Here is a 14,731-nt window from a genome sequence, read left to right on the forward strand (position 1 = left end):
ACATAATAATGCCTACTTTTGCAAATATATTTTGAAGAAAATCATGGAAAAGGAAACGGTAAGACAAAATTCGGCCAAGGCCTGGATGCTGGCGGCAAGGCCCAAGACACTTTCGGGAGCGGCCGTGCCGGTGATGATAGGCCTGGCCTTGGCATACAGCGATGCGGCCGGCTCGGGCCTGGCATTCGACTGGACTGCCGCGGCGCTGTGCTTCCTGTTTGCGATGATCATGCAGATTGACGCCAACTTCATCAACGACTACTTCGACTTCATCAAGGGCACCGACGACACCGAAAAGCGCCTGGGCCCCCGACGCGCCTGCGCCCAGGGATGGGTGAAGCCCCGGTCTATGAGATACGCCATTGCCCTGACCACCATCGCCGCATGCGTTGCCGGCCTGCCGCTGATATTCTACGGCGGTGTAGAGATGATACTCGTGGGGGCCGTGTGTGTGGTTTTCTGCTTCCTATACACCACCTACCTGTCGTACGTTGGGCTGGGCGACGTGCTCGTGCTCGTGTTCTTCGGCCTCGTGCCGGTGTGCATCACCTACTACATTCAACTGCACACGTGCACGTGGGAGGTGCTGGCTGCATCGGTATCGTGCGGCCTGGTCATCGACTGCCTGCTGCTCGTCAACAACTACCGCGACCGCGACACCGACCGCGAAGCAGGCAAGAACACGCTCGTGGTAAGGCTCGGCGCCCACTGCGGGCGCATGCTCTACCTCAGCAGCGGCCTTACGGCATGCCTACTCGGGGCCGTATCGGCCTTTGCCGGCCACCCGCTGGCCTTCGCCATGCCGCTGCTGACCTACCTGCCGCTGCACGTGCTGACCTACCGCAGGATTGTGCGCATAAACAAAGGCAAGGCCCTCAACGCCTGCCTCGGCGAGACTGCAAGAAACATACTCGTCTACGGCATTGCCGTGAGCGCCGGCGTGCTCATCATCTGAAGTAATGGTAGTAAAGGGCGGCGAGCAGGGCCAGCAACACTATGGTTACAACTGTCCTGACAAGGCATCCCGCCACTTTCTTGATTATGACTATGCCGATGATTATCATCAGCAGCGCCGCTCCATAATATACTAAGTTTTCCATTCAATTACAATTAAGATGGCCCATGCCCACTGCCGACGGCATTTCCGTGCGGAGCGCATGGGCTGCTGCATTTTATCAATATATTTCGCCAAATATGGCCTGGCGAGCCAACTGCCTGTGGGCAAGCGTGTTGCGCAACGGCGCATACGGCCGCGCCAAACGGCCCGTCCGGCAGTGCCAAACAGGCCCCGCCACCATGCCAAATGGCCCGTATGACAGAGCCGTGCGGCCCATGCCGCATGGCAGGCGGGCTATTGTCGGAATGTTTTACCAATCATCTGAACATGCTCCTGAACGCAGACGGCACCGGCATCTCAAACTCCATGCGCTCGCGGGTGACGGGGTGGAAGAAGCAGAGCACGTAGGCATGCAGGCACAGGCGGTGCAGCGGGTCGTCGCCGTTGCCATATTTCACGTCGCCGCACACCGGGTGGCCAATGTCGGCCGAGTGCACTCGAATCTGGTTCTTGCGCCCGGTCTCGAGCTTAAACTCAACAAGCGAGTGGTCGGTGGTGCGGTCGAGCACACGGAAATGGGTCACGGCATACTTGCCTCCGTTGTCCACGGGCGACGAATATGTGACGAAGGCCTTGTTGTCCTTGAGCCAGCTGGCCACGGTGCCGCCCTCCTCTACTATCTCGCCGCTCACAACGGCCACATACCTGCGGTCGTAAACAATGTCGTGCCAGTTGTGCTCAAGTATCTGCTCGGTCTCCATGTCCTTGGCGTAAACCATCAGCCCGCTCGTGTCGCGGTCAAGCCTGTGCACCACGTGGGCCCGGCAGTTCTGCCTTGACTTGTGGAAATAGTCGTCGAGCACAGCCTTGACGTTGAGCGACGAATGGCCCGCAGCCATCGAGAGTATGCCCGGAGCCTTCTCCACCACAACCAGCCAGCGGTCTTCATACACAATCTTTACAAACCTGTTCTTCAGCACATTCTGGTTGCGCTTGGTCTTGCTGACAGACACCTTCATGCCGGGCATGAGCCTGAAGTCGAACTGCGTGATTGTCTTGCCGTCCACCTTGACCCCACGGCCCTTTAGCGTAGCCTTCACCTTTGTGCGGCTCTCCTTGGCGTTGGCCAGCAAGAAGTCGAGCAGGCCCTGCTCTTCGTCAACGCCAAAATGCCAGTATTCATCTTTTTTGTTATAGTCGGAATAATGTCTCATCTGCTATGCCTGTTTTTAATTCGGGTGCAAAGATAGCGCAAAAAAATCGATTATCCACAACCATTGGCGCAATAATGAGGAGCGCAGGCCGCTGTTTTTTGAACTGACGGCGGCCGAGCCAATATGCCCCGGCACCCCACGCGCACGGCAGGCGCACAGAAACGGGCGCCCACCACAGCAAGACACGGCAGCCGGCAGGCCGCCACCCCACCCCACAATTGGCGCACAGACAGGTCTGCATGGCGACAAAAGCATCAAAACAGGCAAAATATTGCACTGTGCATTCGCACAATTCAAAATTTATTGGTATTTTTGCCGAAGCATAAATGACAGATTATGGACATGATTCCAGAAAAGATTAGGATAAAGGATATAGCCGAACTGTCGGGCGTTTCGGTCGGCACAGTCGACAGAGTGCTCCACAACAGGCCCAATGTATCTAAGACAGCGAGGGAAAAAGTGGAAAAAGCCCTGAAGGAAATGGACTACCACCCCAACATGTACGCAAGCGCGCTGGCATGCAACAAGAGTTACAACTTCTACTGCATCATACCCAAACACGAGGCCGAGGCATACTGGGACGAGATTGAGGAGGGCGCCATGAGCGCACGCGACCACAGGCGTGACTTCAACATCAAAGTCAAGATGATGTACTACAAGAGGTTCAACCTCGAAACGTTTGCCAAAGTCACGGAGGAGTGCCTTAAGCAAGAGCCCGACGGAATAATAATAGTGCCGTCGAAGCTCGACGCTACAAGGAAGTTTACCGACGCCCTGCACGAGCGAGGCATACCCTTCATACTGCTCGACTCTTACATGCCCGACCTCAAGCCGCTGTCGTTCTACGGGCAAGACTCGTTCTGCAGCGGATACTTCGCGGGGAAAATGCTAATGCTGATTGCGGGCAAGGAATCGAAGATAATGCTGATGAAGCAGACCAAAAACGGCAACGTGGCCAGCAAGCAGCAGGAAAACCGGGAGACGGGATTCCGCCACTACATGCACGACCACTTCCCCGACGTCGACATAATAGACGTAGACCTCCCACTCGACGGCGAGCGCGAGGAATACGACACCATACTCGAGGAGTTCTTCGACTCGCACCCCGACGTGCACCATTGCATCACGTTCAATTCCAAGGCGCACATCGTGGGCGAGTTCCTGCTGAGGAGCAACAGGCGCAACGTGCAGATAATGGGCTACGACATGGTGAGCAAAAACGCGGAGTGCGTGCGCCAGGGCTCAATATCGTTCCTCATAGCGCAGCACGGCTACATGCAGGGCTATGCCTGTGTGCAAACCCTTTTCGACGCCATTGTGCTAAAAAAGAAAATCAACCCGGTCAACTACATGCCAATAGAGATACTGACCAAGGAGAACGTAGACTTCTACAGGCGCACCCAACTGTAGGCTCCGCAAACTGCAAATTATTAGTTTTATTACATACAACAAACATTATGGAAAAAACATTCATAAAAATTAATCCGGCCGACACTGTCGTCGTGTGCCTGCAACCCATGGCAATGGGCACAACAATCGATGTTGACGGCACTCAAATCAAAGTAAACCAAGATACGCCGGCGGGCCATAAGATACTTATCAAAGACACGCCGCAGGGTACAAACGTCATCAAGTACGGATACCCGATAGGCCACGCAAGGCAAGACCTGAAGGCCGGCGACTGGGTAAACGAGAACAACCTGAAGACCAACCTTGCCGGCACGCTGGAGTATACTTACAGCCCCGTCGACGAGAAACTGGACATCGAAGACGAGAAACTCACGTTCAAGGGCTACGTGAGGAACAACGGCGAGGTAGGCACCCGCAACGAGATATGGATCGTTCCAACCGTGGGCTGTGTCAACGGCATTGCCGAAAAGCTGGCAGCCATGCTCCGTGCCGAGACCAACGGCGAAGGGATAGACTCTGTATATGCATGGCACCACAACTACGGATGCTCGCAACTGAGCGGCGACCACGAGAACACACGCAAGATTCTGCGCGACATCGCCCTGCATCCCAATGCCGGCGGTGTGCTCGTGCTCGGCCTGGGATGTGAGAACAACCAGCCGGAGCAATTCGAAAAACTGCTCGGCGACTACGACCGCGAGCGCATCAAGTTCCTCGTTGTGCAAAAGGTTGAGGGCGACGAACTGCAGGCCGGCATGGAAATACTGCGAGGCCTCTACGCCAAGGCCAAGGCCGACGAGCGGGTGGACGTGCCCGTAAGCAAGCTGCGCGTGGGACTGAAATGCGGCGGCAGCGACGGTTTCAGCGGCATCACAGCCAACCCGCTCGTTGGCGAATTCTCCGACTGGCTCGTGGCCCAGGGCGGAACGACTATACTGACCGAGGTTCCCGAAATGTTCGGGGCCGAGACAATACTGATGAACAGGTGCGAAAACGTGGAACTGTTCAACCAAACCGTAAGCATGGTAAACAACTTCAAGGAGTATTTCCTCAGCCACGGCGAGCCCGTGGGCGAGAACCCTTCACCGGGCAACAAGGCCGGAGGCATCTCCACTCTCGAAGACAAAGCGCTCGGATGCACACAGAAGTGCGGCAGGGCACCGGTAAGCGGGGTGCTCGAATACGGCGACCGACTGAAAGCCAACGGGCTCAACCTGCTCTCGGCACCGGGCAACGACCTCGTGGCTTCTACGGCACTGGCCTCGGCAGGCTGCCAGATTGTGCTGTTCACCACCGGGCGCGGCACGCCGTTCGGCACCTTCGTGCCTACCATGAAGATTGCAACCAACCCCACACTCGCCGCACGCAAGCCCAACTGGATTGACTTCAACGCAGGCCAGCTCATCGAGGGCAAGCCGATGAAAGAGCTGACAAGGGAGTTCATCGGCAAGATTCTGTCGGTGGCAAGCGGCGAGAAGGCTCGCAACGAAATCAATGATTACCGTGAGATAGCTATCTTCAAAAATGGCGTGACGCTCTGATGGACAGGAAAGGCTTCATCGCATTAAGCCCCCTACTGGTGTTCATCGGCCTCTACTTGGTCACCTCTATCATTGCAGGCGACTTCTACAAGGTGCCAATAACCGTAGCTTTCATGATATCGTCGATATACGCCATTGCCGTGAGCGGAGGCATTCCGCTCCGACGGCGCATCGACATCTTCAGCCGCGGGGCCGGCACGGGCAACATGATGCTCATGCTATGGATATTCATATTGGCCGGGGCATTTGCCAACAGCGCCAAGACGATGGGCAGCATCGACGCCACTGTCAACCTGACTCTCGACATTCTGCCAGGAGGAATGCTCTTAGCGGGGCTCTTCCTGGCCGCTTGCTTCATCTCGCTGTCCATAGGCACGAGCGTGGGAACAATCGTTGCGCTGGCCCCAATAGCCGCCGGCATAGCCGAATCCACGGGGGCAAGCGTGCCGATGCTGACGGCCGTTGTCGTGGGCGGGGCATTCTTTGGCGACAACCTGTCGTTCATCTCCGACACGACGATAGCCGCCACGTCGACACAGGGGTGCAAACTGAGCGACAAGTTCAGGGTCAACGCTTTCATAACCATCCCCCCTGCCATCGTCATTCTTGCCTTGTATGCTGTCTTGGGCCACGGCATCGAGGCGCCGGGCAACATCCCCGAGGTTCAATATGCAAAGGTGATACCATACATCGTAGTGCTTGTCACAGCTCTGCTGGGCATGAACGTCATGGCCGTGCTCACCGTTGGGATAATGCTCACAGGAGCCATCGGCATTGCCGACGGGGCTTTTGACGTCTTCGGATGGATGCAGTCAATGGGCAATGGCATAGCCGACATGGGCGAACTGATTATCATCACCATGATGGCAGGAGGGATGCTTGAGCTCATAAAAGAGAAAGGCGGCATCGACTGCATAATCAACGGCATCACGCGACACGTCAACGGAAAGCGTGGCGCCGAGCTTAGCATAGCGGCACTCGTGAGCCTTGTCAACGTGTGCACTGCCAACAACACTGTTGCCATCATCACTGTCGGTGGCATAGCAAAGCGCATCGGCGACAGGTTCGGCATCGACAGCCGCAAGAGCGCAAGCATTCTCGACACCATGTCGTGTTGCACCCAGGGGCTGATACCATACGGGGCACAGATTCTAATGGGCGCCGGACTGGCCTCTATAAACCCGGTCAGCATCATGCCCTACCTCTACTACCCGGCTGCCATTGGCATAGCCGCGGTCTTGGCAATATTGTTCAGATTCCCACGCAGATTCTCATGATGGTAATGGAAGTGATACAGCGCAATTTCTTCCGCCTGTTGCGCGGAGGCGCCTTCGGTTGCACGGGCGAGGCTATCGAACCCATGTCGCCATGGAAATGGAACACGCTGTACAACATATCGTTAGTCCACGGAGTGGCAACGCTCGTATATGACGGCATAAAGCTATACGGCGACGACTTCTTCATGCAAATTCCACCAGGCCTGAAAGCCAAATGGGAAAAGACCAAAGACCAGACTGTCAAAGCCTACACTGAAGGCCTTGACGGCCTGGCCAGGCTCTTCGACGCGATGAACCACGAGCAGATGCGCCCCATACTGATGCACGGGCAGAGCCTGGCAGCTCTCTACGACGAGCCGTCGCACAGAACCAACGGCGACGTAGACATCTTCCTGCCCTACGCCCCGCAAGCCAAGAAGGCCGAGGCATGGGCAAAGGCCAACGGCCAACAGGCATGCAAGACCGAGCGAGGCACACTGCAATACTCTTACAACGGCCTTGAGGTGGAACACTACACGCAGGCCATCAGGCTCACCAACTTCTTCTTGAACAAGAAACTGCAGGGCATCATCAACAGGGAGGTGCGCTGCTGCGACTCTACCTACATATACATAGGCGACTCAAAGATTGAAACGCTGCCGCCAACGCTGGGCCTGCTGCTCACAATGTTGCGCATAGCTCACTACACCATCATTGAGGGCATCAGGCTGAGGCAGCTCGTAGACCTCGGTATGACGCTGAGAAAAGCCGGCAACAGCATTGACTTCGTGAAGCTGCAAAAATGGATTGACCAGCTACACTTCAGGAGAATGGCCCAGTTGGAGGGCGCCATGCTAGTTGAGTTCTTCAAATTTGAAGAAGACGAGATACCGTTCATGGACGCCAAGGGCAGCAAAGACACAAAGAAAGTGAACGACGACATATTCAGTTTCAAGGCCGGACACAGCGACGACTGGTACTTCACCCAAGGCAAGAACATATTTGTGCGCACGAGCGACTCGGGGGCGATGACATGGCAACTGAAGCATGTGGCGCGCTTTTTCGGCTATTATCCCGCTGAGTCAATCACGGCCTTGTCATCGTCGTTTGCCCACTCTCTGTCGCACATCGAGGAATAGCCCTGCCGGAAAACGACCTTGGCAAATGCCTGCACGCACATTGGCGATTTCATCCGTCAACCATACAAAACCCGGAAACAAACAAAAACCCGGAAACATCGAGATGTCTCCGGGATTAGAAAGCTATGATATAACGCGCCTTGCGGCGATGAATCATTCTGCAGCCTGTGCCTCTTCCTGTGCAGGTGCCTCTGCGGCAACCTCCTGTGCAGGAGCTTCCTGAGCGGGAGCCTCCTCCTTCGGAGCGTTCTCTGCAACCACCTTTACAGGCAGCTCAACGGCAACTTCCTTGTGGAAGTGGATTGTTGCAACATAGTCGCCAACCTTCTTGATGTCGCGCATCACGATAATCTTGCGGTCAATGTCGTGGCCGAGCTTCTTCAGTTCGGCAGCCACCTGGGCGGCATTGACAGAGCCGTAGGTAACACCGGTGGCGCTCACCTTTGCTGCTATGGTCAGGGCAACGTCCTTCAGTGCCTCAGCCTTCTTCTCAGCCTCGGCCTTCAGGGCAGCCAGCTTGTGAGCCTGCTGCTTGAGGTTTTCAGCCAACACCTTCTTTGCCGACGGCGAAGCGATGACGCCCTTGCCTGTGGGGATGAGGTAGTTGCGGCCGTAGCCAGACTTAACGTTTACAATATCGTTCTTGAATCCCAGACCGATAATATCTTCTTTCAGTATTATTTCCATTCTGTCTCCTCCTTATTATTTCATCAAGTCAGTTACATAAGGCAGCAAAGCTATCTGGCGTGCACGCTTGATAGCCTGGGCCACACGGCGCTGATACTTAAGTGAAGTGCCCGTGATGCGGCGGGGCAGAATCTTTCCCTGCTCGTTGAGGAACTTCTTAAGGAACTCGGGATCCTTGTAATCAATATACTTTATGCCACTCTTCTTGAAACGGCAATACTTCTTTTTCTTCGTATCCACTGAGGGTGGAGTCAAATATCTAATCTCTGATTCTTGTGCCATGGTTTAAGCCTCCTCTTTTTTAGCAAGTTTGTTTCTTCTCTTCTCTGCATACTCAACGGCATACTTGTCGAGCTTTACAGTGATGTAGCGAATAACTTTCTCGTCACGACGATAGCCGGTCTCGAGCTTCTTAACGATTGTTGGCTCTGCCTTGAACTCCAACAGGCAATAGAAACCCGTTGATTTCTTCTGAATAGCATAAGCCATTTTCTTCAGTCCCCAGGTCTCTTCGTTCAGAATCTCCGCGCCATTGTCGGTAAGGAGGCTCTTGAATTTTGCGACCGTTTCCTTCATCTGTTCATCAGACAAAACGGGAGTCAAAATGAAAACGGTTTCGTATTGATTCATACTTGAATTGAATTGATTAAATTATTATTTTTGCAAAATGCGGTGCAAAGGTACTGCTTTTCTGCGAAACGGCCAAACTTTTAATGCTTTTTTGCCTGCAATATTGTAAAAAACAGGGCGCCGACCCGCCCGGCACTGCCGCAGGCGCTACGCAATGGGCGGCACGGGGTGACGCCACAGCACGTCAACAGGCCACCCCGCCCTGCTGCCTGAAGCATGCCGCCACAACCCGCTGACCTGCAGGACGTTGAGAAACGGGCCGTATGGCAATGCAGAACGGGCCGTATGGCAATGCAAAACGGGCCATGCGGCAATGCAAAACGGCCCGAATGACAGGATGACTCACCGGCTGCCATTCCGTGACGGGCGGCGCGGCATGCCTTGCCACAAGCCTTCAGCATCAACGGCAGCCCTGCCGAAGCAAGTCAACGGCAACACAAAGCCTCAGCGTCGGATGCAAACGAAAAACAAACGATGGGCTTGGCCAATCTGCAAAATAGCATTATCTTTGCAGCCGGTTGCGCCCGGTGGCAAGACGGCGGGCGCAGGAGAACCATCACTAAAATACGTCAGTGAAATGAAGAATCGGCTGAAAGACATCGGCATAGCCCTCGTGACCATTGGGGCTCTGCTGCTTGTGGCAAGCTATTTTGCCGGATGGACCGACAACAACAAGGTGCTGTTGTCTGGCCTCGGCTTGATAATGGCGGGCATAATAATGCACGTAGCTGCAATAAAACACGAGAGCAAGTATTGACCGACGGACCGCCCCGTGGCGTGTGCCCCGGCATGTGGAAACGAAGCAAGCCTGAAACCCGGCAGTTGCCAGTACCGGTTTCAGGCTTGCATCACATCGTGCGCTTCCGTCCGTCAGCCTTGGCTGCTCCACAATCTGCCATGTGGTGCATGCCACGGGACTTCGGGCCGCATCACGCCATCAGTCTTCCTCGGGGGCAATGAGCTTGTAGCCCTTGCCATGAATGTTGATGATTTCAATTTGGTCGTCGTCCTTCAGGTGCTTGCGCAGCTTCGTGATATACACGTCCATCGACCTGGCGTTGAAATAGTTGTCGTCAATCCAGATTGTCTTCAATGCAAAGTCACGCTGCAATATTTCGTTGGTGTGGCTGCAAAGAAGGGCCAGCAGCTCGTTCTCCTTGGTTGTCAGCTTGGTCTGCTTGTCGCCGATGGTAAGCAACTGCTTCTGTGTGTCGAACGTGAAACGCCCTATGTGGTATATTGTGCTCTCCTTGTTCTTCTTGCCGCGCACGCGCCTCAGTATGGCCTCTATACGGAAAACAAGCTCTTCCATTGAGAATGGCTTGGTGATATAATCGTCGGCTCCTATCTTGAAACCCTCAAGGATGTCTTCCTTCAGCGTCTTGGCAGTGAGGAATATGATAGGTATCTCAGCGTTGGCCGCACGTATTTCCTGCGCGAGAGTGAAACCGTCTTTCTTCGGCATCATCACATCGAGCACGCAGATATCAAACTTGCTCTTGAGGAAAGCCTTGTAACCGGCTTCACCATCGGGGCAAAGCTCAGCCGTATAGCCCTTGGCAGCAAGGTATTCCCTAAGCAGCATGCCTAAGTTCTCGTCGTCTTCGCAAAGAAGAATCTTCAGGTTCTCGTCCATAATCTAAAATTTTTAAGTGTTAATATTTTGTTTGCCAATCAGTCTTTTATCACCGGGAGCGTGATGACGAAGCACGTGCCCTTGCCGTATTCGCTGTCAACGCGTATCTCGCCCTTGTGCAAGTCTATTATCTTCTTCACGTAAGCGAGCCCCAGGCCGAAGCCCTTGGCGTCGTGGCGGTTGCCTGTGTGCACCCTGTAGAACTTCTCGAAGATTTTCTTCAGGTTCTCTTTCTTTATGCCTATTCCCGTGTCGCGCACCGAAAGGTAAAGGTGCTCGTCGTCATCCCAGGTCTTGAGGTATATGTCGAGCGGCTTGTCGGGATTCCTGTACTTGACGGCATTGTCCATGAGATTGAAGATAACGTTCTGGAAATGCATCTCGTCCACATATATCTTAGAGTTCACCGCCTCGATGTCAGTGTATATCTTGCCGCCCGTATGCTCCACCCTGAGCGAGAACGAATGGGCCGCCCCCTCTACCATCTCGTTGAGGTCGAGCTCCTTTTTCTTGAAGACGGCCTTCTCTTTGTCGAACATCGACATCTGCAAAACCTTCTCGACAAGGAACCGCAAGCGCTTCGACTCGTCGTTGATGACGCCTCCGAGGTGTTTCATCATCGTGGGGCTCTTTGTCACGCTGTCGTCGTTGAGCATCTGCGAAGCCAGCGAGATGCTGGCGATAGGCGTCTTCAGCTCGTGCGTCATGTTGTTGATGAAGTCGTTCTTTATCTCCGTATAACGCTTCTGGCGGAATATAACGATTATCGTAAACAGGAAGGTGATGAGCAACACTATCGTAAACACCACCGAGGGTATCATGAAACGTATGCTCGAAAAGATATAACTGTTTATGTCGGGGAAATGTATCTTGAGCACACCCATCTTGGATGAGGGGTCGTTCCTGAACAGAATCTGCGAGTAAGTGTACGCCTCGCCCTCGTCGGTATAGTCCGGGCAGCGGTACACCTCGCGCCCGTCGGTTGTCGACACCGTGAAGTGGTAAGGTATGTTGATGCCGTTGTTGAGCAGCTCGGCACGCAGGTCTTGGTCCAGCAGGCGGAAGTTGATGCGCTCCTTCAGCGGGCGGTCGCTCGCCGTGTAGAGTATGTTGTAAACCACTTCGTCGAGCAGTGTCTTCTGATACACATACCTGTTGCGGACAATCTCCTGCAAAGACTTCGACGCTTCGCTTATGGTGTTCTTGTCTGAACGCAGTATTATCGCCTTTGGCACGGCAGAAGGCTTGGTCGTTATGGTCTTTAGCTGGAACGAGGAATACACGGTTCCGTCCTTGCCGGACACCGCATACTGATGCGAATGCTGCACGACATCATTCAATTTACCGGACCGGGTCATCACCGAATCCTGCCTGAAAGCGCGCCGCTCGGTCTCGTTGACGTCTTTCTCCAAATATCGGAGCGTCTCGTTAACCTCAAGGTTCCTCGACGCTTGATACAAACTGCGATTGACAGATTCATCGAATTGCTCCTTCTTCATCTTCGCCATCTCTTCGATGTACGACAGTTGCATGAAAAGCAATCCCAAGAATGACAGGCCCATCACAATTGCTATCGCCCATATCGTTGATTTTTTCATGTCGGCAAAGATAACTTAAAACCTGAAACTTTAACCCTAATCAGTTAATTATTTCAGCCCCATTTAACATTATTAACCCAAAAGCGAGTTTTTACTTTCATATATTCAATTATAAAGAACAGCATCAAGGCAAGGCCTGGAACATTGTCCTGCCACCACGCGCCCACGCCCGCGGCAGTGCGGCAAGGCCATGCCGGACCAGCCGCGTTGCCCCACAAAGAGACCGTGGCCACCCGGGATGCCTCTGCCATCAGTTGAATGTGACACACTCCCGGGCCGCCACGGCTCGTAATATCCATCAAAACCAGTCCGGCCTGCCGCACGTATGCCGCAAGGCCATGGCTTCGTCAATCCTCACTTGCCAGCTCGGCCTCGTGCTCCTTGACAAGCTGCTGCTGTATGTCGTTGGGCACAAGCTCATAGCTTGCGAACTTCGTTGTGAACGAAGCGCGCCCGCCCGTGATAGAGCTGAGTGAGATGCTGTAGTTCGACAATTCCTTCAAAGGAATCTTAGCCTGCAGCTTCTGGTAGCCGGCCTCGCTGTCCATGCCCATTATCATGGCCCGGCGGCCTTGCAGGTCGCTCATGACGTCGCCCATGAAATCGGCCGGCACATATACCTCCAGGTCGTAGATAGGCTCAAGAATCTTCGGGCCTGCCTCCCTGAATGCGGCAGCAAAGGCGTTGCGGCCGGCAAGCATGAACGACAATTCGTTGGAGTCTACCGGGTGCATCTTGCCGTCGTACACAATGACACGCACGTCGCGGGCATAGCTTCCGGTGAGCGGGCCGCGCTCCATGCGCTCCATCACACCCTTGAGTATGGCCGGCATGAACCTGGCATCGATGGCGCCACCGACAACGGAGTTGATGAACACGAGCTTTCCGCCCCACTCCAGGTCGATTTCTTCTTTGTTCTTGACGTTGATGCGGTACTCCTGGCCTCCAAACTTGAACACTGTCGGGTCGGGCATGCCGTCGGCATAGGGCTCCACAATGAGGTGAACCTCGCCAAACTGACCGGCTCCGCCCGACTGCTTCTTGTGGCGGTAGTCGGCACGTGCAGCCTTGGTGATGGTCTCGCGGTAAGGAATCTTCGGCTCCTCGAACTTGACCTGTATCTTCTCGTTGTTCTCCATGCGCCACTTCAGCGTGCGCAGATGGAACTCACCCTGCCCGTGCACAATCGTCTGGCGCAGCTCTTTGCTCTGCTCCACCACCCATGTCGGGTCTTCCTGGCGCATCTTTATCAGCGAAGCCATCATCTTTTCGGTTTCCTGCTCGTTGACGGCCTTGATGGCGCGCGAGTACTTCGAATTGGGGTATTTTATGAAATCATACTTGTATTCACAGTCCTTGCCGTTGAGCGCATTGCCAGTCTTCACGTCCTTCAGCTTCACCGTGCAGCCTATGTCGCCTGCACACATCTCGTCGACCTGTATTCGGTTGGCCCCGGCGCAGGCAAATATCTGTGCCAGACGCTCCTTCGAGCCGCGGTCGGCATTGGTCAGGTCGGCACCGGCCTTTACCGTACCGCTCATCACCTTGAAGTAAGACACCTCGCCGATGTGCGGCTCCATGCCGGTCTTGAAGAAGTAGAGCGACGTCGGGCCGTTGCTGTCGGCAGCCACCTCCTCGCCTCTTGTGTTGTGCACCTTGGGCATCTCGCTCACAAACGGCACCACGTTGCCAAGGAACTCCATCAGCCGGCGCACGCCCATGTCCTTGCCTGCGCACACGCAGAACACCGGGAAGATGCTCCTGGTCACAAGTCCCTTGCGTATGCCCTCGCGCATTTCGTCTTCCGTGAGGGCCTCTTCCTCGAAGAATTTCTCCATAAGGCCCTCGTCGTTTTCGGCCGCCGCCTCCACCAAAGCCTTGTGCAGCTCCATGGCCTTGGGCATCTCTTCGGCCGGTATGTCCTCGATTATCGGTGCGCCGCCCTCGGGCTTCCACGAGTATTTCTTCATCAGGAGCACATCTATGAGCGAATTGAAGCCCGGGCCTGTTGTTATAGGATACTGTATCTGGACGCACTTCGGGCCGTAGATGTCTTTCATCGACGACACGATGGCATCGAAGTCGCACTTGTCGCTGTCGAGCTGGTTAACGAGAAAGATTACCGGCTTCTTCAGTTTCTCCGTATATCTGAAATTGTTCTGTGTCCCTACCTCGGGCCCGTACTGCCCGTTGATGAGTATCACGGCCTGGTCGGTCACATTGAGTGCCGTTATCGCGCCGCCCACGAAGTCGTCGGCACCGGGGCAGTCGATGATATTCAGCTTCTTGTTGTTCCATTCTACGTGGAACACCGTAGAGAAAACAGAGTATCCATACTCCTGTTCCACGGGGAAATAGTCGCTTACGGTGTTCTTTGCCTCAACGGAGCCGCGGCGCTTTATGATGCCGGCTTCGTAGAGCATTGCTTCGGCAAGAGTTGTCTTGCCGCTACCCGCACTGCCAAGCAGTGCAATGTTTTTAATCTCGTTTGTCTGATATACTCTCATATCGTCATAGATTTAAGTTGGTACTTAAGATATAATCGGCCTCTAAGGTAATGTTT

14 protein-coding genes are annotated in these 14,731 nt (G+C 54.4%); 6 read left to right on the forward strand and 8 right to left on the reverse strand.

Features of this window, described 5'->3' with window-relative positions; translation table 11 throughout:
- Nucleotides 1-43 precede the first annotated feature (43 nt).
- Nucleotides 44-955, forward strand: a complete 912-nt coding sequence (menA, locus tag H6B30_RS10185) for a 1,4-dihydroxy-2-naphthoate octaprenyltransferase (RefSeq protein ID WP_205110332.1) — start codon at nt 44-46, stop codon at nt 953-955.
- Here the strand turns inward: menA and H6B30_RS10190 are convergent.
- Nucleotides 948-1,100: a hypothetical protein gene (locus H6B30_RS10190; RefSeq protein ID WP_205110236.1), complete on the reverse strand. Its 153-nt coding sequence runs from the start codon at nt 1,098-1,100 to the stop codon at nt 948-950. The two genes, menA and H6B30_RS10190, sit on opposite strands and share 8 nt — an antisense overlap.
- A gap of 274 nt (nt 1,101-1,374) precedes the next feature.
- Nucleotides 1,375-2,271, reverse strand: a complete 897-nt coding sequence (locus tag H6B30_RS10195) for an RluA family pseudouridine synthase (RefSeq protein ID WP_205110238.1) — start codon at nt 2,269-2,271, stop codon at nt 1,375-1,377.
- Between the two features lie 345 nt (nt 2,272-2,616).
- Between H6B30_RS10195 and H6B30_RS10200 the strand changes: the two genes are divergently transcribed.
- The 4 genes from H6B30_RS10200 to H6B30_RS10215 are packed head-to-tail and all read left to right on the forward strand — an operon-like array spanning nt 2,617 to nt 7,617.
- Entirely contained in the window at nt 2,617-3,681 is a 1,065-nt protein-coding gene (locus H6B30_RS10200) for a substrate-binding domain-containing protein (protein WP_205110334.1), read from the forward strand.
- Nucleotides 3,682-3,728: 47 nt separating this feature from the next.
- Complete coding sequence (locus H6B30_RS10205) at nt 3,729-5,222, forward strand: UxaA family hydrolase (protein ID WP_205110240.1); 1,494 nt, start codon at nt 3,729-3,731, stop codon at nt 5,220-5,222.
- On the forward strand, nt 5,222-6,499 hold the full coding sequence (locus H6B30_RS10210; protein WP_205110242.1) for a Na+/H+ antiporter NhaC family protein: 1,278 nt from the start codon (nt 5,222-5,224) through the stop codon (nt 6,497-6,499). Before H6B30_RS10205 ends, H6B30_RS10210 begins: the two co-directional genes overlap by 1 nt.
- The gene (locus tag H6B30_RS10215) at nt 6,496-7,617 is read left to right on the forward strand and encodes a nucleotidyltransferase family protein (protein ID WP_205110244.1); all 1,122 of its coding nucleotides are present in this window, start codon (nt 6,496-6,498) and stop codon (nt 7,615-7,617) included. Before H6B30_RS10210 ends, H6B30_RS10215 begins: the two co-directional genes overlap by 4 nt.
- A gap of 153 nt (nt 7,618-7,770) precedes the next feature.
- Here H6B30_RS10215 and rplI read toward each other — a convergent pair whose 3' ends face one another.
- The 3 genes from rplI to rpsF are packed head-to-tail and all read right to left on the reverse strand — an operon-like array spanning nt 7,771 to nt 8,934.
- On the reverse strand, nt 7,771-8,304 hold the full coding sequence (gene rplI / locus H6B30_RS10220) for a 50S ribosomal protein L9 (RefSeq protein WP_205110246.1): 534 nt from the start codon (nt 8,302-8,304) through the stop codon (nt 7,771-7,773).
- A 15-nt stretch (nt 8,305-8,319) separates the two neighbouring features.
- Complete coding sequence (rpsR, locus tag H6B30_RS10225) at nt 8,320-8,586, reverse strand: 30S ribosomal protein S18 (protein ID WP_104368783.1); 267 nt, start codon at nt 8,584-8,586, stop codon at nt 8,320-8,322.
- A gap of 3 nt (nt 8,587-8,589) precedes the next feature.
- Complete coding sequence (gene rpsF, locus H6B30_RS10230; protein WP_205110248.1) at nt 8,590-8,934, reverse strand: 30S ribosomal protein S6; 345 nt, start codon at nt 8,932-8,934, stop codon at nt 8,590-8,592.
- Nucleotides 8,935-9,511: 577 nt separating this feature from the next.
- On the opposite strand from rpsF, the gene H6B30_RS10235 reads away from it, so the two are divergent.
- Nucleotides 9,512-9,691: a hypothetical protein gene (locus H6B30_RS10235; RefSeq protein WP_205110250.1), complete on the forward strand. Its 180-nt coding sequence runs from the start codon at nt 9,512-9,514 to the stop codon at nt 9,689-9,691.
- Between the two features lie 180 nt (nt 9,692-9,871).
- On the opposite strand, the gene rprY is transcribed toward H6B30_RS10235, so the two are convergent.
- The 3 genes from rprY to fusA2 all read right to left on the reverse strand — a co-directional run bounded on the left by rprY (nt 9,872) and on the right by fusA2 (nt 14,675).
- Nucleotides 9,872-10,570 carry a response regulator transcription factor RprY gene (gene rprY, locus H6B30_RS10240; protein ID WP_205110252.1) on the reverse strand — a complete coding sequence of 233 codons (699 nt, stop codon included), beginning with the start codon at nt 10,568-10,570 and terminating at the stop codon, nt 9,872-9,874.
- 38 nt (nt 10,571-10,608) lie between these two features.
- Complete coding sequence (locus H6B30_RS10245; protein ID WP_205110254.1) at nt 10,609-12,168, reverse strand: sensor histidine kinase; 1,560 nt, start codon at nt 12,166-12,168, stop codon at nt 10,609-10,611.
- 347 nt (nt 12,169-12,515) lie between these two features.
- Entirely contained in the window at nt 12,516-14,675 is a 2,160-nt protein-coding gene (fusA2, locus tag H6B30_RS10250) for an elongation factor G2 (protein WP_205110256.1), read from the reverse strand.
- Nucleotides 14,676-14,731 lie beyond the last annotated feature (56 nt).

This window comes from Marseilla massiliensis, from assembly GCF_016899955.1.
GTDB lineage: Bacteria > Bacteroidota > Bacteroidia > Bacteroidales > Bacteroidaceae > Prevotella > Prevotella intestinigallinarum.